General features: G+C 54.4%; 25 protein-coding genes, 1 tRNA gene and 2 pseudogenes. 17 read left to right on the top strand and 11 right to left on the bottom strand.

Features of this window, described 5'->3' with window-relative positions:
- Positions 1 to 14 precede the first annotated feature (14 nt).
- From pyrE to Q3O12_RS10280, 4 genes are all read left to right on the top strand, one after another.
- Positions 15 to 656, top strand: a complete 642-nt coding sequence (gene pyrE / locus Q3O12_RS10295) for an orotate phosphoribosyltransferase (protein ID WP_002241948.1) — start codon at positions 15 to 17, stop codon at positions 654 to 656.
- Between the two features lie 73 nt (positions 657 to 729).
- The gene (locus Q3O12_RS10290) at positions 730 to 1,152 is read left to right on the top strand and encodes an MJ0042-type zinc finger domain-containing protein (protein ID WP_301670328.1); all 423 of its coding nucleotides are present in this window, start codon (positions 730 to 732) and stop codon (positions 1,150 to 1,152) included.
- Entirely contained in the window at positions 1,149 to 2,459 is a 1,311-nt protein-coding gene (argA, locus tag Q3O12_RS10285; protein WP_301670327.1) for an amino-acid N-acetyltransferase, read from the top strand. The genes Q3O12_RS10290 and argA overlap by 4 nt, the downstream gene beginning before the upstream one ends.
- 95 nt (positions 2,460 to 2,554) lie before the next feature.
- Entirely contained in the window at positions 2,555 to 4,573 is a 2,019-nt protein-coding gene (locus Q3O12_RS10280; RefSeq protein ID WP_301670326.1) for a prolyl oligopeptidase family serine peptidase, read from the top strand.
- 56 nt (positions 4,574 to 4,629) lie between these two features.
- Here the strand turns inward: Q3O12_RS10280 and Q3O12_RS10275 are convergent, their stop codons facing one another.
- The 3 genes from Q3O12_RS10275 to msrC all read right to left on the bottom strand — a co-directional run bounded on the left by Q3O12_RS10275 (position 4,630) and on the right by msrC (position 6,295).
- On the bottom strand, positions 4,630 to 4,956 hold the full coding sequence (locus Q3O12_RS10275; RefSeq protein ID WP_301670378.1) for a rhodanese-like domain-containing protein: 327 nt from the start codon (positions 4,954 to 4,956) through the stop codon (positions 4,630 to 4,632).
- A 76-nt stretch (positions 4,957 to 5,032) separates the two neighbouring features.
- Entirely contained in the window at positions 5,033 to 5,689 is a 657-nt protein-coding gene (locus tag Q3O12_RS10270) for a protein-L-isoaspartate O-methyltransferase family protein (RefSeq protein WP_301670325.1), read from the bottom strand.
- A 102-nt stretch (positions 5,690 to 5,791) separates the two neighbouring features.
- Positions 5,792 to 6,295 carry a free L-methionine (R)-S-oxide reductase MsrC gene (msrC, locus tag Q3O12_RS10265; protein ID WP_301670324.1) on the bottom strand — a complete coding sequence of 168 codons (504 nt, stop codon included), beginning with the start codon at positions 6,293 to 6,295 and terminating at the stop codon, positions 5,792 to 5,794.
- Between the two features lie 182 nt (positions 6,296 to 6,477).
- Between msrC and tpiA the strand changes: the two genes are divergently transcribed.
- The 5 genes and pseudogenes from tpiA to Q3O12_RS10235 all read left to right on the top strand — a co-directional run bounded on the left by tpiA (position 6,478) and on the right by Q3O12_RS10235 (position 9,270).
- Positions 6,478 to 7,251: a triose-phosphate isomerase gene (gene tpiA, locus Q3O12_RS10260; RefSeq protein ID WP_301670322.1), complete on the top strand. Its 774-nt coding sequence runs from the start codon at positions 6,478 to 6,480 to the stop codon at positions 7,249 to 7,251.
- 6 nt (positions 7,252 to 7,257) lie between these two features.
- On the top strand, positions 7,258 to 7,608 hold the full coding sequence (secG, locus tag Q3O12_RS10255; RefSeq protein ID WP_301670321.1) for a preprotein translocase subunit SecG: 351 nt from the start codon (positions 7,258 to 7,260) through the stop codon (positions 7,606 to 7,608).
- A gap of 13 nt (positions 7,609 to 7,621) precedes the next feature.
- A tRNA-Leu gene (locus Q3O12_RS10250) sits at positions 7,622 to 7,707 on the top strand.
- Between the two features lie 885 nt (positions 7,708 to 8,592).
- A pseudogene (locus Q3O12_RS10240) lies at positions 8,593 to 8,962 on the top strand (type II toxin-antitoxin system RelE/ParE family toxin).
- Positions 8,959 to 9,270: a helix-turn-helix domain-containing protein gene (locus tag Q3O12_RS10235; protein ID WP_301670320.1), complete on the top strand. Its 312-nt coding sequence runs from the start codon at positions 8,959 to 8,961 to the stop codon at positions 9,268 to 9,270. Before Q3O12_RS10240 ends, Q3O12_RS10235 begins: the two are co-directional and overlap by 4 nt.
- A 122-nt stretch (positions 9,271 to 9,392) precedes the next feature.
- On the opposite strand, the gene Q3O12_RS10230 is transcribed toward Q3O12_RS10235, so the two are convergent.
- From Q3O12_RS10230 to leuS, 6 genes and pseudogenes are all read right to left on the bottom strand, one after another.
- On the bottom strand, positions 9,393 to 9,554 hold the full coding sequence (locus tag Q3O12_RS10230) for a hypothetical protein (protein WP_301670319.1): 162 nt from the start codon (positions 9,552 to 9,554) through the stop codon (positions 9,393 to 9,395).
- 36 nt (positions 9,555 to 9,590) lie between these two features.
- Positions 9,591 to 10,298 carry a M48 family metallopeptidase gene (locus Q3O12_RS10225; RefSeq protein ID WP_301670318.1) on the bottom strand — a complete coding sequence of 236 codons (708 nt, stop codon included), beginning with the start codon at positions 10,296 to 10,298 and terminating at the stop codon, positions 9,591 to 9,593.
- Positions 10,299 to 10,539: 241 nt separating this feature from the next.
- Entirely contained in the window at positions 10,540 to 10,653 is a 114-nt protein-coding gene (locus tag Q3O12_RS10220) for a leucyl-tRNA synthetase (protein ID WP_301670317.1), read from the bottom strand.
- Positions 10,646 to 10,819, bottom strand: a pseudogene (locus Q3O12_RS10790) (DNA adenine methylase); the annotation flags it as partial. The gene Q3O12_RS10220 and the pseudogene Q3O12_RS10790, both read right to left, overlap by 8 nt.
- Positions 10,783 to 11,574 carry a DpnI domain-containing protein gene (locus tag Q3O12_RS10215; protein ID WP_301670316.1) on the bottom strand — a complete coding sequence of 264 codons (792 nt, stop codon included), beginning with the start codon at positions 11,572 to 11,574 and terminating at the stop codon, positions 10,783 to 10,785. The pseudogene Q3O12_RS10790 and the gene Q3O12_RS10215, both read right to left, overlap by 37 nt.
- A gap of 204 nt (positions 11,575 to 11,778) precedes the next feature.
- Positions 11,779 to 14,409, bottom strand: coding sequence for a leucine--tRNA ligase (gene leuS, locus Q3O12_RS10210; RefSeq protein ID WP_301670377.1), 2,631 nt, complete (start codon positions 14,407 to 14,409; stop codon positions 11,779 to 11,781).
- Between the two features lie 263 nt (positions 14,410 to 14,672).
- On the opposite strand from leuS, the gene Q3O12_RS10205 reads away from it, so the two are divergent.
- The 4 genes from Q3O12_RS10205 to Q3O12_RS10190 all read left to right on the top strand — a co-directional run bounded on the left by Q3O12_RS10205 (position 14,673) and on the right by Q3O12_RS10190 (position 18,050).
- Positions 14,673 to 15,188, top strand: coding sequence for an outer membrane protein assembly factor BamE (locus Q3O12_RS10205; RefSeq protein WP_301670315.1), 516 nt, complete (start codon positions 14,673 to 14,675; stop codon positions 15,186 to 15,188).
- Between the two features lie 6 nt (positions 15,189 to 15,194).
- Positions 15,195 to 15,638, top strand: coding sequence for a murein L,D-transpeptidase (locus tag Q3O12_RS10200; protein ID WP_301666958.1), 444 nt, complete (start codon positions 15,195 to 15,197; stop codon positions 15,636 to 15,638).
- 168 nt (positions 15,639 to 15,806) lie between these two features.
- Positions 15,807 to 17,864 (top strand): polyphosphate kinase 1, encoded by a 2,058-nt coding sequence (gene ppk1, locus Q3O12_RS10195; protein WP_301670376.1) that lies wholly within the window; start codon positions 15,807 to 15,809, stop codon positions 17,862 to 17,864.
- Between the two features lie 24 nt (positions 17,865 to 17,888).
- Positions 17,889 to 18,050, top strand: coding sequence for a hypothetical protein (locus Q3O12_RS10190; protein WP_301670314.1), 162 nt, complete (start codon positions 17,889 to 17,891; stop codon positions 18,048 to 18,050).
- Positions 18,051 to 18,279: 229 nt separating this feature from the next.
- Here Q3O12_RS10190 and dnaN read toward each other — a convergent pair whose 3' ends face one another.
- Positions 18,280 to 19,383 (bottom strand): DNA polymerase III subunit beta, encoded by a 1,104-nt coding sequence (dnaN, locus tag Q3O12_RS10185; protein ID WP_301670313.1) that lies wholly within the window; start codon positions 19,381 to 19,383, stop codon positions 18,280 to 18,282.
- Positions 19,384 to 19,463: 80 nt separating this feature from the next.
- On the bottom strand, positions 19,464 to 21,020 hold the full coding sequence (gene dnaA, locus Q3O12_RS10180; RefSeq protein WP_301670312.1) for a chromosomal replication initiator protein DnaA: 1,557 nt from the start codon (positions 21,018 to 21,020) through the stop codon (positions 19,464 to 19,466).
- Positions 21,021 to 21,440: 420 nt separating this feature from the next.
- On the opposite strand from dnaA, the gene rpmH reads away from it, so the two are divergent.
- The 4 genes from rpmH (at position 21,441) to yidC (ending at position 24,035) form a co-directional block, all read left to right on the top strand.
- The gene (rpmH, locus tag Q3O12_RS10175) at positions 21,441 to 21,575 is read left to right on the top strand and encodes a 50S ribosomal protein L34 (RefSeq protein WP_002214728.1); all 135 of its coding nucleotides are present in this window, start codon (positions 21,441 to 21,443) and stop codon (positions 21,573 to 21,575) included.
- Between the two features lie 2 nt (positions 21,576 to 21,577).
- Positions 21,578 to 21,943: a ribonuclease P protein component gene (gene rnpA / locus Q3O12_RS10170; protein ID WP_301670311.1), complete on the top strand. Its 366-nt coding sequence runs from the start codon at positions 21,578 to 21,580 to the stop codon at positions 21,941 to 21,943.
- A gap of 52 nt (positions 21,944 to 21,995) precedes the next feature.
- Positions 21,996 to 22,217 carry a membrane protein insertion efficiency factor YidD gene (gene yidD, locus Q3O12_RS10165; protein ID WP_013449525.1) on the top strand — a complete coding sequence of 74 codons (222 nt, stop codon included), beginning with the start codon at positions 21,996 to 21,998 and terminating at the stop codon, positions 22,215 to 22,217.
- A 171-nt stretch (positions 22,218 to 22,388) separates the two neighbouring features.
- Positions 22,389 to 24,035 (top strand): membrane protein insertase YidC, encoded by a 1,647-nt coding sequence (gene yidC, locus Q3O12_RS10160; RefSeq protein WP_301670310.1) that lies wholly within the window; start codon positions 22,389 to 22,391, stop codon positions 24,033 to 24,035.
- The last annotated feature ends 31 nt before the right edge of the window (positions 24,036 to 24,066 follow it).

Raw genomic sequence — 24,066 nt, 5'->3', positions numbered from 1 at the left:
ACAGAAAGCAAAAAATGACCGATTTCCGCCAAGATTTCCTTAAATTCTCCCTCGCCCAAAACGTCTTAAAATTCGGCGAATTCACCACCAAGGCAGGACGGCAGTCGCCTTACTTCTTCAATGCCGGCCTCTTTAACGACGGCTTGTCCACGCTGCAACTGGCAAAATTCTATGCACAATCCATCATTGAAAGCGGCATCCGATTCGATATGCTGTTCGGCCCCGCCTACAAAGGCATTATTTTGGCGGCGGCAACCGCGATGATGCTGGCGGAAAAAGGTGTGAACGTCCCGTTTGCCTACAACCGCAAAGAAGCCAAAGACCACGGCGAAGGCGGCGTGTTGGTCGGTGCGCCGCTTAAAGGGCGCGTGCTGATTATCGACGATGTGATTTCCGCCGGTACATCCGTACGCGAATCAATCAAACTGATTGAAGCGGAGGGTGCAACCCCCGCCGGTGTCGCCATCGCGCTCGACCGTATGGAAAAAGGCACCGGCGAATTGAGCGCGGTCCAGGAAGTGGAAAAACAATACGGTCTGCCCGTCGCCCCCATCGCCAGCCTGAACGATTTGTTTATCCTGTTGCAAAACAACCCCGAATTCGGACAGTTCCTCGAACCCGTCCGAGCCTACCGTCGGCAGTACGGCGTAGAATAAAAACAAAGCATATGTCGTCTGAACCGCCTTACGCCTCAGACGGCATCAAACCTGACACACACGAGGAAATACCATGCCCGCCTGTTTCTGCCCCCACTGCAAAACCCGTCTCTGGGTCAAAGAAACCCAGCTCAATGTCGCCCAAGGCTTCGTCGTCTGCCAAAAATGCGAAGGGATGTTTAAAGCCAAAGACCATCTGGCAAGCACGAAAGAACCTATATTCAACGATTTGCCCGAGGCTGTTTCGGATGTCAAACTCGTTCACCGTATCGGCACGCACGCTATTGGCAAGAAACAGATTTCCCGCGACGAAATCGCCGATATCCTCAACGGCGGTACAACCCTGCACGATACGCCGCCTGCGCCTGCTGCCGCACCGCAGGTTGCCGTACCGCCCGCCGCGCCCGCCCGTCAGGAAGGGTTCAACTGGACTATTGCCGCCCTGTTTGCCCTTATCGTCCTCATTATGCAGCTTTCCTACCTCGTCATCCTATGAGCGCGCCCGACCTCTTTGTCGCCCACTTCCGCGAAGCCGCCCCCTACATCCGCCAAATGCGCGGCAAAACGCTGGTCGCCGGCATAGACGACCGCCTGCTCGAAGGCGATACCTTAAACAAGCTCGCCGCCGACATCGGGCTGTTGTCGCAACTGGGCATCAGGCTCGTCCTCATCCACGGCGCGCGCCACTTCCTCGACCGCCACGCCGCCGCGCAAAACCGCACGCCGCATTATTGCCGGGGCTTGCGCGTTACCGACGAAACCTCGCTCGAACAGGCGCAGCAGTTTGCCGGCACCGTCCGCAGCCGTTTTGAAGCCGCATTGTGCGGCAGCGTTTCCGGGTTCGCGCGCGCGCCTTCCGTTCCGCTCGTATCGGGCAACTTCCTGACCGCCCGTCCGATAGGTGTGATTGACGGAACCGATATGGAATACGCGGGCGTTATCCGCAAAACCGACACCGCCGCCATCCGTTTCCAACTCGACGCGGGCAATATCGTCTGGCTGCCGCCGCTCGGACATTCCTACGGAGGCAAGACCTTACATCTCGATATGCTTCAAACCGCCGCCTCCGCCGCCGTCTCGCTTCAGGCCGAAAAACTCGTTTACCTGACCCTTTCAGACGGCATTGCCCGCCCCGACGGCACGCTCGCCGAAACCCTCTCGGCGCAGGAAGCGCAATCGCTGGCGGAACACGCCGACGGCGAAACGCGACGGCTGATTTCGTCCGCCGTTGCCGCGCTCGAAGGCGGCGTGCATCGCGTCCAAATCCTCAACGGGGCCGCCGACGGCAGCCTGCTGCAAGAACTCTTCACCCGCAACGGCATCGGCACGTCCATTGCCAAAGAGGCCTTCGTCTCCATCCGGCAGGCGCACAGCGGCGACATCCCGCACATTGCCGCCCTCATCCGCCCGCTGGAAGAACAGGGCATCCTGCTGCACCGCAGCCGCGAATACCTCGAAAACCACATTTCCGAATTTTCCATCCTCGAACACGACGGCAACCTGTACGGTTGCGCCGCCCTAAAAACCTTTACCGAAGCCGATTGCGGCGAAATCGCCTGCCTTGCCGTCTCGCCGCAGGCACAGGACGGCGGCTACGGCGAACGCCTGCTTGCCCACATTATCGATAAGGCGCGCGGCATAGGCATAAGCAGGCTGTTCGCACTGTCCACAAATACCGGCGAATGGTTTGCCGAACGCGGCTTTCAGACGGCATCGGAAGACGAGTTGCCCGAAACGCGGCGCAAAGCCTACCGCAGCAACGGACGGAACTCGCATATTCTGGTGCTTCGCCTGCACCGCTGACCGCAACGGAAAGCCGCCGCAGAAATGCCGTCCGAACCCCGTTTCAGACGGCATTTCCCCGATGATAAAGACCTGCCCGACCCTCAAGGACTCCGATGAAATCCTACCCCGACCCCTACCGCCATTTTGAAAACCTCGAATCTCCCGAAACGCAAAACTTCGCTGCCGAAGCGAATGCCGAAACGCGCGCGCGTTTTTTAGAAAACGACAAGGCGCGCACGCTGTCGGACGGCATTTTGGCGCAGTTGCAGGACACGCGGCAGATTCCGTTTTGTCAGGAACACCGTGCACGGATGTACCATTTCCATCAGGACGCAGAGTATCCGAAGGGCGTGTACCGCGTGTGTACCGCAGCGACTTACCGTTCCGGCTATCCCGAGTGGAAAATCCTGTTTTCAGTGGCGGATTTCGACGAGTTGCTCGGCGACGATGTGTATCTGGGCGGCGTGTCGCACTTGGTGGAGCAGCCCAACCGCGCGCTGTTGACTTTGAGCAAATCAGGCGGCGATACGGCGTACACGCTGGAAGTGGATTTGGAAGCAGGGGAATTGGTAGAAGGCGGTTTTCACTTTCCGGCAGGCAAAAACCATGTGTCGTGGCGCGATGAAAACAGCGTGTGGGTGTGTCCGGCTTGGGACGAACGCCAGTTGACCGAATCGGGCTATCCGCGTGAGGTGTGGCTGGTGGAGCGCGGCAAGAGTTTCGAGGAAAGCCTGCCGGTGTATCAAATTGCCGAAGACGGGATGATGGTGAACGCGTGGCGTTATCTCGATCCGCAAGGTTCGCCGATTGATTTGATTGAAGCGTCGGACGGTTTTTACACCAAAACTTATTTGCAGGTGTCGGCCGAAGGCGAGGCGAAACCGTTAAACCTACCCAACGATTGCGACGTAGTCGGCTATCTGGCCGGACATCTTTTACTGACACTGCGCAAAGACTGGAACCGTGCGAACCAAAGCTATCCGAGCGGCGCATTGGTGGCAGTAAAATTAAACCGCGGCGAATTGGGCGCGGCGCAGCTTTTGTTTGCGCCCGATGAAACGCAGGCATTGGAAAGCGTGGAAACGACCAAGCGTTTTGTCGTAGCGAGCCTGCTGGAGAACGTACAAGGCCGTCTGAAAGCATGGCGCTTTACCGACGGCAAATGGCAGGAAGTCGAACTGCCGCGCCTGCCTTCGGGCGCGTTGGAAATGACCGACCAACCGTGGGGCGGCGATGTGGTTTACCTTGCCGCCAGCGATTTCACTACGCCACTGACGCTGTTTGCGCTGGATTTGAACGTGATGGAACTGACCGTCATGCGCCGTCAGCCGCAGCAGTTTGATTCAGACGGCATCAACGTGCGGCAGTTTTGGACGACTTCGGCCGACGGCGAGCGCATTCCTTATTTCCACGTCGGCAAAAACGCCACGCCCGACACGCCGACCTTGGTTTATGCCTACGGCGGTTTCGGCATTCCCGAATTGCCGCATTATCTGGGCAGCGTCGGCAAATATTGGCTGGAAGAGGGCAATGCCTTTGTGTTGGCGAACATACGCGGCGGCGGCGAATTTGGCCCGCGCTGGCATCAAGCGGCGCAGGGAATCAGCAAACACAAAAGCGTCGATGATTTGCTTGCCGTCGTGCGCGATTTGTCCGAACGCGGCATGAGTTCGCCCAAACACATCGGTTTGCAGGGCGGCAGCAACGGCGGCCTGATTACCGCCGCCGCCTTCGTGAGCGAACCGCAAAGCATAGGCGCGCTGGTGTGCGAAGTGCCGCTGACCGACATGATCCGCTATCCGCTGCTCTCCGCCGGCGCAAGCTGGACGGACGAATACGGCAACCCGCAGAAATACGAAGTCTGCAAACGCTGGCTGGGCGAATTGTCGCCGTATCACAATCTTTCAGACGGCATCAATTATCCGCCCGCGCTCATTACCACCAGCCTCAGCGACGACCGCGTCCATCCCGCCCACGCGCTCAAGTTCTACGCCAAACTGCGCGAAACCTCGCCGCAATCTTGGCTCTACGCTCCGGACGGCGGCGGCCATACCGGCAACGGCACGCAACGCGAATCCGCCGACGAAATGGCGTGTGTCTTATTGTTTCTCAAAGAATTTTTGGCATCATAAATCAAGACGGCATTCCGTACCGTATCCGATAAGGAATGCCGTCTGAAATGCCCGCCTCAATAATGCATCATATTGCCGTCAATCTCGGCCGCCCATGCATCGATGCCGCCCTGAAGGTTGTACAGGTTTTCAAATCCCGCATCGGCCAAATATATCGCCGTATGCAGGCTGCGGATACCGTGATGGCAATACACCACAAGCGGCACGCCATCGTCCGGCAGTTCGTTCTGCCGTAGCGGAATCAGATTCATCGGGATATGTACCGCATCTGGCAGCGAACAAATCGCCGCTTCTTCATCCGTACGCACGTCCAACAGTCGGAACGTCCGTCCCTCATCCATCCAAATTTTCAGTGCCAACGGCGAGAGTTGCACAATATCCATCGGGCTTCCTTTCCCCAATCGAGCAAAATGCCGTCTGAAACGCAATCTGCTTTCAGACGGCATCACAATCCGAACATCAAAAATTAAAACTGTCGAAAGGATGAGTATCATTGTCGGTCAAATTGGCCACCAAAGTATCGAACAGCACCTTCTCTTCAAACGTATCGCCTTGACGCGTAATCAAAAGCGCACGTTGAACCGGTTTGCGTCCTACGATAACCGCCATACGACCGCCGTCCTTCAACTGTTCTTTCAACACTTCAGGCACAAGGTTTACCGCGCCGCCGACGTAAACCGCATCAAACGGCGCACCTGCGGAAGGCTCGGTCAGTCCGTTGTTTTGCACATAATCGATATTGTCCAAAGCCAAGCCGTCCAACACCGCTTTGGCGCGCTTTTGCTGTTCGGCATCGAGGTCGTCCGAAACCACTTTGCCCGCCAATTTTGCTAAAAGCGCGGTCGCATAGCCCGAGCCCGTACCGATTTCCAGAACCGTATCGTTTTTCGTCAGCTTCAAGCCTTGCGCCAACCGGGCCACGACTTTCGGCTCCAGCATCTTATGCCCGTTGGCAAGCGGCAGCTCCATATCCGCATACGCCAAACCCTGCAAATCCTCATCGACAAAAAGCTCGCGCGGAATCTCCGCCAAAGCGTCCAACACGTCAAAATCCAACACATCCCAAGGACGGATCTGCTGTTCGACCATATTGAACCGCGCTTTTTCAAAATCCATTTAGTGCTCCGTCAAATAATTGTTTTATCAATGGCAGGCATTATAAAACCACACTCCCGCCGCGCCAACTTCGGCACGCGCCGCCCGCCCGTTTTGCCAGTCTCAAGCCGTCTGACACGAAGCCTCAAACTGCTTCTCCAAAATCTTCGCCAGTTCGCCCAAATACAAAGCATCTGTCTCATCAAACTGCGCCAAATGTTCGCTGTCCGCGTCCAACACACCGATACAGCGGCCGTCTGAAAACAGCGGCACGACAATCTCCGAACGCGACAAAGACGAACAGGCAATATGGTCGGGATGCGCGTTCACATCCTTAACAACCGCCGTCTCGCCCTTCGCCCAAGCCTGACCGCACACCCCGCGTCCGAACGGAATCCGCGTACACGCCAAAGGCCCCTGAAACGGTGCCAAAACCAATTCGTCCGAACGCGTATCGACCAAATAAAAACCCACCCAAAACCAACCGAACGCCTCCTTCAAAACCGCCGCCGTGTTCGCCAAATTCGCCACCCAATCCGCCTCGTCCGCCACCACAGACTCAATCTGCGGCAACACCTCACGATAAAGCGCGGCCTTGTCCGAAGCCGAAAAATGAAGCACGTGCATCACATCTCCCATATTTGCATACATATCAGGCGGCCATTATAAAACAGCCTGCCCGAAACAGCATTCCAAACCGCCCCGCAGCCGCCCGCCCCAAGTTGCGAACCCGCCGCATATCCACTAAACTTCACATTGCAACGCGCCACACGCGGCAGACAGAAAAAACACGACACGGAGCAAAAAAGATGTATCACCAAATCGGAATGTGGGATCAAAAATGGGTCATCGGCAACTGGAAAATGAACGGCCGGCTCCAGAACAACAACGCACTGATGCACCGCTTCCGCATCCTCCCCACCGCCGAACGCGTCCTCATCGGACTCGCCGCCCCGACCGTTTACCTGCTGCAACTGCACAACGCCATGCAAATCGTCTTAAACAACCGCATCCTCACCTGCGCCCAAGACGTGAGCCGCTTCCCCAACAACGGCGCATACACCGGCGAAGTGTCCGCCGAAATGCTCGCCGACATCGGCACAGACATCGTCCTCATCGGACACTCCGAACGCAGCCTTTATTTCGGCGAAAAAAACGAAATCCAACGCCGCAAAATGGAAAACGTCCTCAACGTTGGATTGATTCCATTATTGTGCGTCGGTGAAAGCCTCGAAGAGCGCGAAGCCGGCAAAGAACACGAAGTCATCGCTCACCAACTCTCCGTTTTGCAAGGACTCGATACCAAAAACATCGCTGTTGCCTACGAGCCGGTTTGGGCGATTGGTACAGGCAAAGTCGCCACCGTCGGACAGATTGCCGACATGCACGCATTCATCTACAAAGAAATCTTGTCTTTGTGCGGAAGCGATGTTAAAATCCGCGTCCTTTACGGCGGAAGTGTGAAGGCGGACAACGCAGCCGACATCTTCGCAGTACCTTATGTGGACGGCGCACTCGTCGGCGGCGCGTCATTGTCGTACGACTCCTTTACCGCCATCATCAGTGCCGCACAAAATGCGTAGAAAAATATGGAAGCCTTCAAAACCCTTATTTGGATTATTAATATCATTTCCGCCTTGGCCGTCATCGTGTTAGTATTGCTCCAACACGGCAAAGGCGCGGATGCAGGAGCGACCTTCGGATCGGGAAGCGGCAGCGCGCAAGGCGTATTCGGCTCGGCGGGCAACGCCAACTTCCTCAGCCGCTCGACCGCCGTTGCAGCAACATTTTTCTTTGCAACCTGCATGGCTATGGTGTATATTCATACCCACACGACAAAACACGGTTTGGACTTCAGCAACGTGCGGCAAACACAGCAAGCACCCAAACCCGTAAGCAATACCGAACCTTCTGCCCCTGTTCCTCAGCAGCAGAAATAACAGTTTTTCAAATGCCGACATGGTGAAATTGGTAGACACGCTATCTTGAGGGGGTAGTGGCCGTAGGCTGTGCGAGTTCAAATCTCGCTGTCGGCACCAACACACAAAAACGCCTGAAAATTTCAGGCGTTTTTTGTTCAATCCCATCCAACGCCGCCAACCAATCCCAATCAATACAAGGTTTTCAGACTGATTGTTATCCTGCCGTCCCCCTTCCTGACTGTGCAATCCCGTCCAATCCGCCCTAATTGAACTAACCTGATTTTTTACGGTATCCGAAAAATACTGCAAAAATAAAGCTGAACGACCGCCAAATCAGGAATGCCAAGCGGAAAAGAGCTTGCGGGGAATACTGACGAACCGTAAGGAACAGGGGAAAACTGTCCAAGATACAGGGCGATTTTTTTGGTTTTCGGAAAATCCCTATATAGAAATGCACTACCCTTACCCGTTACCGCCGTTACTGAAAGATATTATAAAAATAAGTATATGAAATAAAATAATAAAAAAATAAAAATCGGTAACGATTACGGTAACAAGTAGTAACGGGTTGGTGGCGGGTTTTGTGTGTTTGCGTTTTTTTGCCGTCTTGGCGGTGGGAGCGCAGTGGGACAGAAAGCCGAAACGCACGGAAATGCGCCAATTTCTGGGAGGAAAGGTGGTTAAACCGCTTGGTTATAGTGGATTAAATTTAAACCAGTACAGCGTTGCCTCGCCTTGCAGTACTATTTGTACTGTCTGCGGCTTCGTCGCCTTGTCCTGATTTAAATTTAATCCACTTATATATTGCGGGGCATAGGAAGACAGCGAAACGCGCTAAAAACACAATTTGAGCCATTAAAAGCGATTGATTAAAAAATAATCAGGTTAGCCGCCGGTGTTTCAGGCGGCATAAACGGAGAAATTGCGGGGCATAAAAAAGATGGCTTGCCGTGTTGTCTGTCTCTAGTATAATTCCAAGTATCACTAATCAACGGCTACACAATGCGGATATTCAAAAACCAGTGGATAGCGAAATTTGCCAAGAAGCACAAAATCAACGATTCCGAGCTGCTGGAAGCGGTAGAGAGGGCGGATAATGGGCTGATAGACGCAGATTTAGGCGGCGGCGTGATTAAGCAGCGCATAGCGCGGCAAGGACAAGGCAGAAGCGGCGGCTATCGCAGCCTGATACTGTTCAAACAGGCAGACAGGGCATTTTCTTGTTTACGCCTTTGCCAAGAACGACAGGGAAAACATTTCGGATAAAGAACTGGACGTTTACCGAAAAGCCGCCGCATATTATCTGAAATACACGCGGGCAGAGCTGGCGGCTTTGAAAGAAGACGGCATTATCATGGAGATAGAATCATGAAATACAAAAGCGAGGTATTAGCCGCCATTCATGAAATGATGGAAGGGGCTTACAACATCGGCGCAATCGACAAAAAGACCATGCGCGGCTTTGACAAGTCGTGCCTGACCGAAATCAAACCGTTGAGCGGCGGGGACATCAAGGCAATCAGGGAGAAGGAGGCACTATCGCAAGCCGCTTTCTCCATCTATCTCAACGTGGGAAAAAATCACGTTTCGGCTTGGGAGCGGGGCGTTAAAAAGCCCAGCGGCGCGGCGTTGAAGCTGCTGACCATCGTCAAAAACAAGGGCATCGAAGCCATTGCGTAACTGACTTGGCAAACGGCAAAATCAGCAAGTTCACAATAGACGCGCTGCTGAATATGCCTGACGAAACAGGCAAGGCCGCCGAACCGAATATCAGGGCATAGCCGCACAAATGCCCGACTGCATCAAACCAAGCCGAAACGGCGGCGGTGCAGACGGCATAGCCCAACCGCGAGGCACGGGGATTTTTTTGCGCCCGCATCGGGGGCGCGTACTTGAAGGCAAAACGGGCGGGGCGCAGAACTGTTTAAATGCCGTCTGAATCTCAAACGGATTTCAGACGGCATTTTGAAACAACGGCTCAAATGCTCAATTCCATTCCCTTAACGCCGACGTTTTTTATTAACGCGCCCCCTATTTCTGACACTTTGCTCATAAACCGGCATAACGGTCGGCAACAACCGTTTTAGATTTTCTATACGGGCATTGTTTGTCGGATGAGTAGAGGTAATAGCATAAATAAAGCCGTTTTGGTCGTTTTCCTGATTCATTTTTTCCCAAACCCTGACAGCGGCCGCCGGATGATAGCCTGCCTGCGCCATCAACATCATTCCCCCCTCATCGGCTTCTTCTTCCAAGCTGCGGCTATAAGGCAAAGTAAGACCGTACGTCCCCAAAATATCCATACCCAATCCGACCAATTCCGGATTAGTGTCCGGTTTTTTGTCTAATATAATCTGCGTGCCTATCTGCGCCGCCGTATTGGTCAAGATTTGCTGCCCGACCTTATTTTTACCGTGTTCATGCAGGGCGTGCGTCATTTCATGCCCCATAATGGCGGCAATTTCGTCATCGGTCAGCTTGAGTTTGTCAACTATCCCCGTATAAAACGCCATTTTCCCGCCGGGCAGCGCCCACGCGTTCAGCTCATCGTTTTTGAAAACCGTCATTTTCCAGTCAAACCTATAGCCGGTATTATTTGCCGCATCGGCATAAGGCAGCATACGTCGAAATACTGCCTGCACCCTGCGGGCTGTTCTGGATGTGGTATCGACTTTGCCGGCAGACTTGTTCAACTCAACCGTTTTCATATAATTTTCAGCAGCTACAGCGTTCATTGTGGCGGAATCATGACCGTAAACATCAGCAACGACCGCACAACCTCCCAATACCGAGATTACTGCCGACAGGCAGACTATCCGTTTAAAGGAAGGAAGGAAGGAAATTTCATATTAGGCTTATCCCTTAAAAAATTAAATTTAAAAAATGCCGTCTGAATCCAAAACGGATTTCGGACGGCATCTTAACATTGTTTGATGTTTTAAAAAAGATTTACACCGCAATGCCCGTCCGCTTTCCCAGTACGGCGATGATTTTCTTGGCAGGCTTGCCTTCTATGGATTTCACTTCACCTTCGGAGGCGGCCGGTTTGTCGAAATCAATCATAAATTGCCAATAATTCCCCGACTTTTTTACGGCTGCTGCCTTTTGCGGCAATATTGCGCTGTACTTCAACTGTTTTCAGAATGGCAAAAGAATAAATATCCCTTGTGAATTCAGTATCATGATTTGAAATCAAAACGCCTTGGGAGTCGGGCGCAATTTGTCGATTTTTTTGTAAAGTCCGCGACCAATGAATTCGATCGTATTTTGGTCGCGCAGAATTTGCAACTGTTGGCGGATTTTGTCTTTGATATGGTTGTTTTGGGGAAATTGGATGGATAGTTTGTCTTCAAATCCATACATTTGCGACAATGTGAATTCTTCGGGGAGTTGGTCGATACATTTCATAACAGCCAAAAGCCAGCCTTTGCGCTCCGCATTTTGGTTGCGTAAAAACAGGTTGGATTGCCATTTTTTCAGAACGGTTTCGGGTTCGATAATGCGGGAATCGTCTATTAAGAATATTTTTCCGCTTTCAGGCAAAGGGGCGAGATTGATGGAACACATAATGTGGTGCGGCCGGTTTTTAATGCCTTTATTTCTAGGAATAATCATATCCGGCGTGATGAAATGTTTGGGTACAAGCACCAATTGCCGTATGGAGTAATCCGCTTTTTTATATGCAAGGAAGAAAAAGTTGGGGTTGGTATCTGACCGGATGCGCTCCAGCATGGTGCGATATGCACCGTCAGGCACGCTGTTGCCTATGGTTTTTTGATTTTTACTCTTTAATTCATATTGCTCGTGGCAATTTGGGCAAAAGAGGTCTGCAACAGGTTTGTTATTGGCAAATCTCTGCATCGGCTTGCTTCCGCAACAGGGGCAGTAGCTGTTTTTTTCCAGCCAAGCCTCGCTCATTACACGGATTTTGTGGGTTGCTTTATTTTGTTGCTTTCCCAATTCGGTATCGAAAAATAAATTCATATTTTGGATTTTGAGATTAAGTTTTAGTGGATTAACAAAAATCAGGGCAAGGCGGGGCAACGCCGCACCGGTTTAAAGTTAATCCGCTATATTTGAGGTCTGTCATGCAGACAACCCAATCTGCCTTAAAAAGGCCGTCTGAAACCCTGTTTCCAAGTTTTCAGACGGCCTTTCTCCGTATGGCTAAACCTTAAAAGCAGCGGCTTAGACGACGATATTCACCAAGCGTCCGGGCACGACGATGATTTTCTTCGCGGCCCTGCCTTCCATGAATTTCACCGCGCCTTCGGTGGCGAGGGCGGCGGCTTCGAGGTCGGCTTTGGATGCGTCGGCGGCGACGGTGATTTTTCCGCGCAGTTTGCCGTTGACTTGAACCATGACTTCGATTTCGGATTTGACCAAGGCGGCTTCATCGACTGTCGGCCAGCCTGCTTCCCACAGTTTCGCGCTGTTCAATTCGCTCCACAGGGTTTCGCAGATGTGCGGCACGATGGGCCACAGCAGGCGTACGGCGGTTTCCAATACTTCTTGGGCGACGGCGCGGCCTTGTTCGCTGCCGGTGTCGGTTTTGTCGTATTGGTTGAGCAATTCCATCACGGCGGCGATGGCGGTGTTGAACTGCTGGCGGCGGCCGTAGTCGTCGCTGACTTTGGCGATAGTGGAATGCAGTTTGTGGCGCAGGTCTTTGAGTTCTTTAGACAAACCATCTTGGCTGCCTGCGAACGCTTTGACCGCGCCGCCTTGTTTCAGGTATTCGTAAACGGTGCGCCACAGGCGGCGCAGGAAGCGGTGTGCGCCTTCGACGCCGCTGTCGCTCCATTCGAGGGACTGTTCGGGCGGTGCGGCAAACATCATGAACAGGCGGGCGGTGTCCGCGCCGTAGGCGTTAATCAGTTCTTGCGGATCGACGCCGTTGTTTTTGGACTTGGACATTTTTTCCGTGCCGCTGATGACGACGGGCAGGCCGTCGGCTTTGAGGACGGCGGAAACGGGGCGGCCTTTGTCGTCGAACGTCAGCTCGACATCGGCGGGGTTGATCCAGTCTTTGCCGCCTTTGTCGTTTTCGCGGTAGTAGGTTTCGCAGACGACCATGCCTTGCGTGAGCAGGCGTTCGAACGGTTCGTCAACATTGACCAAACCTTCGTCGCGCATCAGTTTGGTGAAGAAACGCGCGTACAAGAGATGCAAAATCGCGTGTTCGATACCGCCGATGTATTGGTCGACCGCGCCCCAGTATTTCGCGGCTTCTGCCGATACCATGCCGTCTGAAAACTTGGGCGACATATAGCGGAAGAAATACCAGCTTGATTCCATGAAGGTGTCCATGGTGTCGGTTTCGCGTTTCGCCGCGCCGCCGCAGCACGGGCAGGCAGTTTCGTAAAACTCGGGCATTTTTGCCAGCGGCGAACCCATGCCGTCGGGTACGACGTTTTCGGGCAGAACGACGGGCAGTTGGTCGGCTGGGACGGGTACGTCGCCGCATTTTTCGCAATGGACGATGGGAATTGGACAGCCCCAGTAGCGTTGGCGCGAAATACCCCAATCGCGCAGGCGGTATTGGGTTTTCGGTTCGCCTGCGTCTTGGCTTTGCAGCTTGGCGGCGATGGCGTCGAATGCCGTCTGAAAATTCATGCCGTCCAAGTCGCCGCTGTTGACCAATACGCCGTTTTCTTTGTCGCCGTACCACTCTTGCCATTGGTCTGCATCGAATGCGTTGTCGCCGACGGCAATGACTTGTTTTTTCGGCAGATTGTATTTGGTGGCGAACTCGAAATCGCGTTCGTCGTGCGCCGGAACTGCCATCACTGCGCCGTCGCCGTAGCCCCACAATACATAGTTGGCAATCCACACTTCCAGTTTGTCGCCGTTGAGCGGGTTGACGACGTAGCGACCGGTCGGCACGCCTTTTTTCTCCATCGTCGCCATATCGGCTTCGGCAACCGAGCCGGCTTTGCATTCGGCGATAAATGCCTGCAATTCGGGTTTGTCGGCGGCTGCGGCGGTTGCCAGCGGATGTTCGGCGGCAACGGCAACATAAGTCGCGCCCATCAGCGTGTCGGGGCGGGTGGTATAAACTTGCAGGAATTTCGCGTAATCGCCTTCCAAACCTTGTTTGCTGTCGTCTGAAACGGCGAAGCGCACGGTCATACCGCGAGATTTGCCAATCCAGTTGCGCTGCATGGTTTTGACTTGTTCCGGCCAGTGTTCCAGTTTGTCCAAGTCGTTGAGCAGCTCTTCGGCGTAATCGGTGATTTTGAAGTAATACATCGGGATTTCGCGTTTTTCGATTAACGCTCCCGAACGCCAACCGCGTCCGTCGATGACTTGCTCGTTGGCAAGGACGGTTTGGTCGACCGGGTCCCAGTTCACCGTGCCGTTTTTGCGATAGACGATGCCTTTTTCAAACAGCTTGGTAAACAGCCATTGTTCCCAGCGGTAGTATTCGGGTTTGCAGGTGGCGACTTCGCGCGCCCAGTCAATTGCAAAACCCAGGCTTTTGAGCTGGGTTTTCATGTATTCGATGTTGTCGTAAGTCCAGGCGGCAGGGGCGACATTGTGTTTCATCGCCGCGTTTTCCGCAGGCATGCCGAACGCGTCCCAACCCATAGGCTGCATAACGTTGAAGCCGTTTAAAAGTTTGAAGCGGCTCAATACGTCGCCGATGGTGTAGTTGCGCACATGCCCCATGTGCAGCTTGCCGCTGGGATAGGGGAACATGGAGAGGCAGTAGTATTTGGGTTTGGAAGCGTCTTCGGAGACGTTGAAAATACGGGCATCGTCCCATTTTTTCTGCACCGCAGGCTCGATAGCGGCGGGCTGGTAATGTTCTTGCATGGTCATTCTGTTTTTCGCTTGAAAACGTTAGGAATTTAAAAGAGGAATTATAACAGGTTGCCGATGTCGGCGAATCGGCAAATTGTCGGCAGGATGCGTAAATTCGCACGCGCATCATTCCGTATGCCGTACAAATACACTGCGTTTACTGATACGCACGTTTTTTATGCTAATATTACAAACCAAAACCAAACGTTTAAACTCCCTGAACAAGTCTGCCAAATCAGACGGCAAACAGGTATCAGACAAAAAGGACTTTGCACATGAAAACAAAACAAATCGTTAAACTTGGCTTAGCAGTATTGGCAGCCAGCGTTCTGTCTGCCTGCGCAACCAAAAGCAACGTCAAAGCCGACGGCACGACCGACAATCCGGTCTTCCCAAAACCCTATTCCGTAACGCTCGACAACAAGCGCGGCACATTCCCGACTTATGACGAACTGGATCAGATGCGCCCCGGCCTGACCAAAGACGACATCTACAAAATCTTGGGCCGCCCGCATTACGACGAAGGCATGTACGGCGTACGCGAATGGGATTACCTGTTCCACTTCCATACCCCGGGCGTGGGTACCGACCCTGAAAACACTTCCGGCGTGGAAGGCGTTACCACCTGTCAATACAAAGTGGTTTTCGATAAGGACAAATTTGCCCGCAGCTTCTACTGGAATCCCGTATTCCCGAAAGATGCCGCCTGTCCGCCGCCCGCACCCAAAGCCGAGCCGCAAGTCATCATCCGCGAAATCGTGCCGGCAAAACCGAAACGTATCCGCCAATAATACGCAATGCCGCCCCGCCTGCTTTCAGGGATATTGTGCTGCCTGCTGACGGCTTCCCCCGTATTCGCACAAGGGCAGCCGGATGCGGTCAATGCCTATATCCAAAAGAAAAAAGTCATCGTCGATACATCCAAAGCGGAACTCTGTTTTGCCGATGACAGGCAGTGCCACCCCGTCCTCATCGGTGTTGCCACACCCAAGGGGACGTTCGGACTGACGCTGAACAGTACCGACAAGCCCGGTTACGGCGGCGAAGTCATCGGTTTCAAACAGGAGGGCGACTTTCTTTTCGCCCTGCACCGCGTTTGGAATCAGATACCGTCGGAAAGGCGGAACGAACGTATCGCATCTTCGGTTGTGTCCGACAGGATTATGACCAACGGCTGCATCAATGTCAGCGATGCGGTGTATGAAAAACTGCGTCATTATTTTGTGTTGGAAGTGATTTGAAACAGACGGATACCGCACGCGCCGGTATCCGTTTTCACATTGCCCCGATGCCTGAAACAGACTGTCCGCCACGTCATGCCGTCTGAAACCGGCGCAGGTGCCGCCAAGCCTTCAGACGGCATTGTCCGCCCGCTCCGACCGAACAACAACCATCTTTGGGAGAACCTTATGCCCGAACAAAACCGCATCCTCTGCCGCGAACTGAGCCTGCTGGCATTCAACCGCCGCGTGTTGGCGCAGGCGGAAGACAGAAACGTTCCCCTTTTGGAACGCCTGCGCTTCCTGTGCATCGTGTCGTCCAATCTTGACGAGTTTTTCGAAGTCCGCATGGCGTGGCTCAAGCGTGAAAACAAGCTGCACCCCCGGCGCAGGCTGGACAACGGCAAAATGCCGTCTGAAACCATTGCGGACGTTACTAAGGCAGCACGTTCGCTGATTCGGCACCAGTACGACCTGTTCAACAACGTCCTTCAGCCCGAGCTGGCGCAGGAAGGCATCCATTTTTACCGCCGCCGCAATTGGACGGGCGCGCAGAAAAAATGGATCGAAGACTATTTCGACCGCGAACTGCTGCCGATCCTGACCCCCATCGGACTCGACCCTTCCCACCCCTTCCCGCGCCCACTGAACAAATCGCTCAACTTCGCCGTCGAACTCGACGGCACGGACGCGTTCGGCAGACCTTCGGGTATGGCGATTGTCCAAGCACCGCGCATCCTGCCGCGCGTTGTTCCCCTGCCGTCCGAACTGTGTGGCGGCAGACACGGCTTCGTCTTCCTGTCGTCCATCCTCCACACCCACGTCGGCAAACTTTTCCCGGGCATGAACGTCAAAGGCTGCCACCAGTTCCGCCTCACGCGCGACAGCGATTTGAACGTCGATGAAGAAGACGTGCAAAACCTCCGCGCCGCCATTCAAAACGAACTGCACGACCGCGAATACGGCGACGGCGTGCGGCTCGAAGTCGCCGACACCTGTCCCGCCTACATCCGCGACTTTCTGCTCGCGCAATTCAGGCTGACCGCTGCCGAACTTTACCAAGTCAAAGGTCCGGTCAACCTCGTGCGCCTCAACGCCGTCCCCGATTTGGTCAACCGCCCCGATTTGAAATTTCCCCCGCACACGCCGGGCCGTCTGAAAGCCTTGGGCAAAAACAGCCCGATCTTCAATTTGGTGCGCCAATCTCCCATCCTGCTGCACCACCCCTACCAATCCTTCGATCCCGTGGTCGATATGATACGCGAAGCCGCCGCCGACCCCGCCGTGCTTGCCGTCAAAATGACGATTTACCGCACCGGCACGCGCTCCGAACTCGTCCGCGCCCTGATGAAGGCGGCACTCGCCGGCAAACAAGTAACCGTCGTCGTCGAACTGATGGCGCGTTTTGACGAAGCCAACAACGTCAACTGGGCGAAGCAGCTCGAAGAGGCGGGCGCGCACGTCGTGTACGGCGTGTTCGGCTACAAAGTCCACGCCAAAATGGCACTCATCATCCGCCGCGAAGACGGCGTGCTCAAGCGTTACGCCCACCTCGGCACGGGCAACTACCACCAAGGCACATCGCGCATCTACACCGACTTCGGCCTCATTACCGCCGACGAACAAATCACCGCCGATGTGAACACATTGTTCATGGAAATCACAGGCTTGGGCAAGCCGGGCCGTCTGAACAAACTCTACCAAAGTCCGTTTACCCTGCACAAAATGGTCATCGACCGCATCAAGCAGGAAACCGAACACGCCAAAGCCGGCAAACCGGCGCGGATTACCGCCAAGATGAATTCGCTCATCGAACCGACCGTCATCGAAGCCCTGTATCGGGCAAGCGCGGCAGGTGTGCAAATCGATTTGATTGTGCGCGGTATGTGCACCCTGCGTCCCAGTGTAAAAGGATTGTCCGAAAACATCCGCGTCCGCTCCATCGTCGGTAGACAGCTCGAACACTCACGGATTTACTGCTTCCACAACAACGGCGCGGACGATACGTTCATTTCCAGCGCAGACTGGATGGGGCGCAACTTCTTCCGCCGCATTGAAACCGCCACGCCGATTGCCGCGCCCGAACTCAAAAAACGCGTCATCCGCGAAGGTTTGGAAATGGCACTGGCAGACAATACGCACGCGTGGCTGATGCAGCCGGACGGCGGCTATATCCGCGCCGAGCCTGCCGAAGGCGAAAGCGAAGCCGACCTGCAAAACGATTTGTGGGATTTGCTCGGAGGCTGACCCGCACCGCCCCGATCAAAAAACATGCCGTCTGAAACCTTTCCGTTTCAGACGGCATGGTTTTGCAGCAATCCAAACAGGGCGGACTGGAGTCAAAAACACACCTTCGCCATTCCGCACAAGCACTTCCCCCATACGCTCCCAACCCCGATCCGCCGCATTCCAGACGGCATTATAGTGGATTAACAAAAATCAGGACAAGGCGACGAAGCCGCAGACAGTACAGATAGTACGGAACCGATTCACTTGGTGCTTCAGCACCTTAGAGAATCGTTCTCTTTGGGCTAAGGCGAGGCAACGCCGTACTGGTTTTTGTTAATCCACTATACCTTTCCGACAGCCGAACAAAACCCCGAATCCGTCTGCACGGTTCGGGGGCATATCTCCAATACGGGCATCGTGTTCCGGAAAACCGTCAAATCCGCATCGGCATCACAATATATTTGAAATTCGGATTGTTCGGCACAGTAAACAGCGTCGAGCGGTTGGCATCGCCGAAAGCAAGTTGCACATCGTCGGAATGAATATTTCGCAACACGTCCATCAGATAGCCGATATTGAAACCGGCTTCCAATTCCCCTCCCTGATAGGCGATTTCGATTTCTTCGCGGGCTTCCTCCTGCTCGTTGTTGCTGCACACGACGCTCAACAGGCCGGGTTGCAGGAACAGGCGCGCGCCACGGAATTTTTCGTTGGCAAGAATGGACACACGTTCCAGCGCACCCAAAAGTTCGGCACGGGACAACACGAAAATCTTGTCGTTGTCCAAAGGAATCACGCGGTTGAAATCGGGGAATTTGCCGTCGATGACCTTGCTGACGATGGTCGTGCCGTTGCATTGGAAACGCACCTGCTTGTCCAGCAGCTCGATTTGAATCGGATCGTCGGGGTTGTTCAACAGTTTGAACAGTTCCAGCACCGTTTTGCGCGGCAAAATCACTTCGGCGCGCGGCAAATCCGCATCAATCGCGCAGGCGGCATAGGCAAGGCGGTGTCCGTCGGTCGCCACAAGGCGCAACTGGCCGCCCTCAACCTGCATCAGCAGACCGTTGAGATAATAGCGGATGTCCTGCACCGCCATGCTGTACTGCACTTGCGACAGCATGGTTTTGAAACGCTCCTGCTCCAGTGAGAAAGTCGCGCTGATGTCCTCGCCGACATTCATCATCGGAAAATCGGCGGCAGGCAGGGTCTGAAGTGCAAAACGCGATTTGCCCGCCTTCAGCGTCAGACGGCTGTCGTCCCAATCCAGCGACACCAGCGCACCGGCAGGCAGCGCACGCAAAATGTCCTGAAATTTCTTGGCATTGGTGGTGATGCGGAAGTCGCCCGCGCCGCCCTCGGGACCCGCAGTGTCGATTTGGATTTCCAAATCGGTTGCCAAAAGCTGGGTCTGCCCGCCCCTGCCCCCAATCAGGACGTTGGACAGGATGGGCAGGGTGTGGCGGCGTTCGACGATGCCGGTAACGGCTTGCAGCGGCTTGAGCAGGCTGTCGCGCTCGGCTTGTAAAATCAACATTTTTTGCTCCTTGAATCGGTTGGATTTCTTACCTTTCAGACGGCATGGGCAATGTCATGCCGTCTGAAAGGCGTGTCCGGTCAGTTTTGAATCAGAATCAGCAGTTTCTCATAATCCTGCGCCAACTCGGGGTCTTCCTCGCGCAGTTTCGCCACCGCCCTGATGCCGTGCATAACGGTCGTATGGTCGCGCCCGCCAAACGAATCGCCGATAGACGGCAGGCTCAACGTGGTCAGTTCTTTGGTCAGGCTCATCGCCACCTGGCGCGGACGGGCAATATTTCGTGTCCGTTTCTTACCGAGCACATCGCTGATTTTGATACGGTAATATTTGGCAACGGCATCAATAATGATGTCGGCGGTAATGACTTTGTGCTTCTCGGCAATAATGTCCTGCAAAGCGGTACGCGCCAAATCGATATCGATAACCGGCCGGTTCATAAAGCGGCTGCTCGCACTGACACGGTTAAACGCACCTTCCAATTCGCGCACATTGGAACGGATCAGGTTGGCAATAAACAATGCCGCCTCGTCTTCGATGCTGATACCCGCCGCCTCTGCCTTTTTCTGCAAAATGGCGATACGCATTTCCAATTCGGGCGGCTCGAGTTCCAAAGTCAAACCCCAAGAGAAACGCGATTTGAGCCGGTCGTCCATGCCTTCGATTTTCGCAGGCAACACATCGCAAGTGAGGATGAGCTGTTTTTTCTCGTTGTGGAAATGGTTGTACAGATAGAAAAACTCTTCCATCGTACGGTCTTTGCCTTTGATGAACTGGATGTCGTCGATAATCAGCAGGTCGTATTGCTTGTATTGCTGCTTGAATACGTCGTAGGTATTGTTGCGAACCGCCTTCATAAAGCTGCGGATGTAGTCGTCCGAATGCATATAGCGCACTTTCGCATCGGGACGGTTTTTCAACAGCTCGTTACCCACGGCCTGAACCAAGTGGGTTTTACCCAAACCCGTACTGCCATAGAGAAAAAACGGGTTATAACTCTGTCCCGGACTTTCCGCTATCGCCTGCGCGGCGGCAGCTGCTAGGCGGTTGCCCTTACCTTCGACCAACGTATCAAACGTGTAATCCGGAGACAGGTTGGTTTGTTCGTAACGCGCCTCTTCCGCATCACGCTGCGCATCAGTCCGCGCTTTCGCAAGCACCTCCGATTCCGGACGGGAAGCAGGTTCGGCAGTATGGCGCGGCTCATGCGGGAGGTTTTTTATACGTTCCGCCAAAATATCCGCCGCCGTTTTCGCCTGTACGGATTTGGCAGGCCCTTCAGACGGCAGCTCGTCCAACAGAACCTCCTGCACGGGCATCCCCTCCGACACCGCGTGCAAGGACGGCTCGGCAGGTTCGACAGCACCTTCAACCGCCGCCATCTCATAACGCACGCCTTCTCCCGGTTTGAATACGAAGGCGGAACGGCCGGCAGCCAACTCTTCCCTCACTGCTTCTATTTTTCCGGCAAACTGGCTCTTGAGCATATTGCAGGCAAACTGGTTTTTGCCGTACACCACCCACACCCCGTCTTCCTCGCCGACGGTAAGGGGGGCAATCCATTGTGCAAACTGCCCCGGGGGCAGGGTATCGTGAAGGCGGCGGAGGCACATCGGCCAAAATTCTGCTAGTGTCATAGACAAACCCAAATCGGCAGCAAAAAAAATCAGAAAAGAAAAACCGTGTTCCCAATAGGGCGCCGGTACGGCCTTATCGGCCAAGGAAAATGCTTTTTATCCAATAAAACAGGTTCATATCCGAAAAGAAAGGGCGTTTTCCCCGCCACGGGCAAGAGCGGGAGATTATTCAAACACGACCGGGGAAAATAATGTTTTCTAAAGGGAAAGCAAACGTTCCAAACGCGCACGGGCTTAAAATGCGGTCTGCCGATTATACCGACCCGCCGGCATTTTATCCACAATACCGGCAAAAATTTATCCACAGAAATGCGCGCATATCGGCCGGCTTCCCGGCAAAGTTTCTCTATTGATTGACAAAATCGGCAAATTGGAGTGTAATTCGCGGTTTATTTATTTACCGATTTTTAGGAAAGCATTATGAAACGCACTTACCAACCTTCCGTTACCAAACGCAAACGCACCCACGGCTTCCTCGTGCGCTCCAAAACGCGCGGCGGCCGCGCAGTATTGGCGGCACGCCGCGCCAAAGGCCGCAAACGCCTGGCGGTGTAATTTTGGACTGCCGCTTCGGAAGGCAGTACCGCTTGTTGAAAACGGATGATTTTTCATCCGTTTTTGCATTCAGAAACCGCCGCAGCCTCGACTTCCTGCAAGTTGCGCGTTCCGACTGCAACGGGGCGGGGCATCCCCGCATCGGACTGGTCGTCGGCAAAAAAACCGCCAAACGCGCCAACGAGCGGAACTATATGAAACGCGTCATCCGCGACTGGTTCAGGTTGAACAAAAACAATCTTCCGCCTCAGGATTTCGTCGTGCGCGTCCGTCGGAAATTCGACAGGGATACCGCAAGGCAGGCGCGCTCGGAGCTGGCGCGGCTGATGTCCGGCGATCCGGCATCGGAACGCGGCAAACAGGCATAGCGCAACGACCGGCGCGGTTCAGACGGCATCCGGTTCACATAAAGGCATCCCGATGAATTTCCTATTGTCCAAACTCCTGCTGGGGCTGGTAAGGTTTTACCAATACTGCATCAGCCCGCTGATTCCGCCGCGCTGCCGCTATACGCCGACCTGTTCGCAATACGCGGTCGAAGCGGTCAAAAAATACGGCGCATTCAAAGGCGGGCTGCTTGCGGCAAAACGCATCGCCCGCTGCCACCCCCTCGGCGGACACGGACACGACCCCGTCCCCTGAACCGCCCCGCCGCCCGAACTGCACGCTTTTCTTTTATTTCCCATCGGTTTCTATATAATGCCGTCTGAAACTTCGGGCAGGCGGCACGACCGCCGGGTATAAAGCCTGCCGTAATCCCCCGCCTATCGGAACCCGCGTGCCGCGGCGTTTCCGACCATTCAGGAAACTCTTATGGATTTTAAAAGACTCACCGCGTTCTTCGCCATCGCGCTGGCGATTATGATCGGCTGGGAAAAAATGTTCCCCGCCCCCCAAACCGCGCCCGCGCCCGGACAGGCCGCACAGCAACAGCGGCAAACCGCCGCAACCGCTTCCGCCGAAGCCGCGCTCGCGCCCGCAACGCCGATTACCGTAACGACCGACACGGTTCAAGCCGTCATTGATGAAAAAAGCGGCGACCTGCGCCGGCTGACCCTGCTCAAATACAAAGCAACCGGCGACGAACACAAACCCTTCGTCCTATTTGGCGACGGCAAAGAATACACCTACGTCGCCCAATCCGAGCTTTTGGACGCACAAGGCAACAACGTTCTGAAAGGCATCGGCTTTACCGCTCCGCAAAAACAATACAGCCTCAACGGCGACAAAGTCGAAGTCCGCCTGAGTGCGCCCGAAACAAACGGACTGAAAATCGACAAAGTTTATACTTTTACCAAAGGCAGCTACTTGGTTAACGTCCGCTTCGACATTGCCAACACCGGCGGCAAGCCCGCCAACCTGAGCGCGGACTACCGCATCGTCCGCGACCGCAGCCAACCCGAAGGCCAAGGCTACTTCACCCGTTCCTACCTCGGCCCGGTGGTTTACACCCCTGAAGGCGGCTTCCAAAAAGTCAGCTTCTCCGATTTGGACGACGATGCCAAATCCGGCAAATCCGAAGCCGAATACATCCGCAAAACCCCGACCGGCTGGCTCGGTATGATCGAACACCACTTTATGTCCGCTTGGATTTTGCAGCCTAAAGGCGGACAAAGCGTTTGCGCCGCAGGCGAGTGCAACATCGACATCAAACGCCGCAACGACAAGCTGTACAGCGCAAGCGTCGGCGTGCCTTTAGCCGCCATCCCGGCCGGCGCGAAAGCCGAAACCGCCGTCAACCTGTATGCCGGCCCGCAAACCACTTCCGTTATCGCCGGCATCGCCGACAAACTGCAACTGGCAAAAGACTACGGCAAAGTACACTGGTTCGCATCGCCGCTCTTCTGGCTCCTGAACCAACTGCACAACATTATCGGAAACTGGGGCTGGGCAATCGTCGTTTTGACCATCATTGTCAAAGCCGTACTGTATCCATTGACCAACGCCTCTTACCGCTCTATGGCAAAAATGCGTGCCGCCGCACCTAAATTGCAAGCCATCAAAGAGAAATACGGCGACGACCGCATGGCGCAACAGCAGGCGATGATGCAGCTTTACAAAGACGAGAAAATCAACCCGCTGGGCGGCTGCCTGCCTATGCTGTTGCAAATCCCCGTATTCATCGGCTTGTACTGGGCGTTGTTCGCCTCCGTAGAATTGCGTCAGGCACCTTGGCTGGGCTGGATTACCGACCTTAGCCGCTCCGACCCCTACTACATCCTGCCCATCATTATGGCGGCAACGATGTTCGCCCAAACCTATCTGAACCCGCCGCCGACCGACCCGATGCAGGCGAAAATGATGAAAATCATGCCTTTGGTTTTCTCCGTCATGTTCTTCTTCTTCCCTGCCGGTCTGGTATTGTACTGGGTGGTCAACAATCTCTTAACCATCGCCCAGCAATGGCACATCAACCGCAGCATCGAAAAACAACGCGCCCAAGGCGAAGTCGTTTCCTAAATGCCGCAGCATGAAAAATGCCGTCTGAAAC

This window comes from Neisseria benedictiae (assembly GCF_958267435.1).
GTDB lineage: Bacteria > Pseudomonadota > Gammaproteobacteria > Burkholderiales > Neisseriaceae > Neisseria > Neisseria bergeri.
This window is presented reverse-complemented; position numbering and strand designations above follow the sequence as displayed.

What these genes read in the sequence shown, in the direction of transcription:
- pyrE (WP_002241948.1), top strand. Translation starts at nt 15, where the DNA reads ATGACCGATTTCCGCCAAGATTTCCTTAAATTCTCCCTCGCCCAAAAC.
- Q3O12_RS10290 (WP_301670328.1), top strand. Translation starts at nt 730, where the DNA reads ATGCCCGCCTGTTTCTGCCCCCACTGCAAAACCCGTCTCTGGGTCAAA.
- argA (WP_301670327.1), top strand. Translation starts at nt 1,149, where the DNA reads ATGAGCGCGCCCGACCTCTTTGTCGCCCACTTCCGCGAAGCCGCCCCC.
- Q3O12_RS10280 (WP_301670326.1), top strand. Translation starts at nt 2,555, where the DNA reads ATGAAATCCTACCCCGACCCCTACCGCCATTTTGAAAACCTCGAATCT.
- Q3O12_RS10275 (WP_301670378.1), bottom strand. Translation starts at nt 4,956, where the DNA reads ATGGATATTGTGCAACTCTCGCCGTTGGCACTGAAAATTTGGATGGAT.
- Q3O12_RS10270 (WP_301670325.1), bottom strand. Translation starts at nt 5,689, where the DNA reads ATGGATTTTGAAAAAGCGCGGTTCAATATGGTCGAACAGCAGATCCGT.
- msrC (WP_301670324.1), bottom strand. Translation starts at nt 6,295, where the DNA reads ATGCACGTGCTTCATTTTTCGGCTTCGGACAAGGCCGCGCTTTATCGT.
- tpiA (WP_301670322.1), top strand. Translation starts at nt 6,478, where the DNA reads ATGTATCACCAAATCGGAATGTGGGATCAAAAATGGGTCATCGGCAAC.
- secG (WP_301670321.1), top strand. Translation starts at nt 7,258, where the DNA reads ATGGAAGCCTTCAAAACCCTTATTTGGATTATTAATATCATTTCCGCC.
- Q3O12_RS10235 (WP_301670320.1), top strand. Translation starts at nt 8,959, where the DNA reads ATGAAATACAAAAGCGAGGTATTAGCCGCCATTCATGAAATGATGGAA.
- Q3O12_RS10230 (WP_301670319.1), bottom strand. Translation starts at nt 9,554, where the DNA reads ATGCCGTCTGAAATCCGTTTGAGATTCAGACGGCATTTAAACAGTTCT.
- Q3O12_RS10225 (WP_301670318.1), bottom strand. Translation starts at nt 10,298, where the DNA reads ATGAAAACGGTTGAGTTGAACAAGTCTGCCGGCAAAGTCGATACCACA.
- Q3O12_RS10220 (WP_301670317.1), bottom strand. Translation starts at nt 10,653, where the DNA reads ATGATTGATTTCGACAAACCGGCCGCCTCCGAAGGTGAAGTGAAATCC.
- Q3O12_RS10215 (WP_301670316.1), bottom strand. Translation starts at nt 11,574, where the DNA reads ATGAATTTATTTTTCGATACCGAATTGGGAAAGCAACAAAATAAAGCA.
- leuS (WP_301670377.1), bottom strand. Translation starts at nt 14,409, where the DNA reads ATGCAAGAACATTACCAGCCCGCCGCTATCGAGCCTGCGGTGCAGAAA.
- Q3O12_RS10205 (WP_301670315.1), top strand. Translation starts at nt 14,673, where the DNA reads ATGAAAACAAAACAAATCGTTAAACTTGGCTTAGCAGTATTGGCAGCC.
- Q3O12_RS10200 (WP_301666958.1), top strand. Translation starts at nt 15,195, where the DNA reads ATGCCGCCCCGCCTGCTTTCAGGGATATTGTGCTGCCTGCTGACGGCT.
- ppk1 (WP_301670376.1), top strand. Translation starts at nt 15,807, where the DNA reads ATGCCCGAACAAAACCGCATCCTCTGCCGCGAACTGAGCCTGCTGGCA.
- Q3O12_RS10190 (WP_301670314.1), top strand. Translation starts at nt 17,889, where the DNA reads ATGCCGTCTGAAACCTTTCCGTTTCAGACGGCATGGTTTTGCAGCAAT.
- dnaN (WP_301670313.1), bottom strand. Translation starts at nt 19,383, where the DNA reads ATGTTGATTTTACAAGCCGAGCGCGACAGCCTGCTCAAGCCGCTGCAA.
- dnaA (WP_301670312.1), bottom strand. Translation starts at nt 21,020, where the DNA reads ATGACACTAGCAGAATTTTGGCCGATGTGCCTCCGCCGCCTTCACGAT.
- rpmH (WP_002214728.1), top strand. Translation starts at nt 21,441, where the DNA reads ATGAAACGCACTTACCAACCTTCCGTTACCAAACGCAAACGCACCCAC.
- yidD (WP_013449525.1), top strand. Translation starts at nt 21,996, where the DNA reads ATGAATTTCCTATTGTCCAAACTCCTGCTGGGGCTGGTAAGGTTTTAC.
- yidC (WP_301670310.1), top strand. Translation starts at nt 22,389, where the DNA reads ATGGATTTTAAAAGACTCACCGCGTTCTTCGCCATCGCGCTGGCGATT.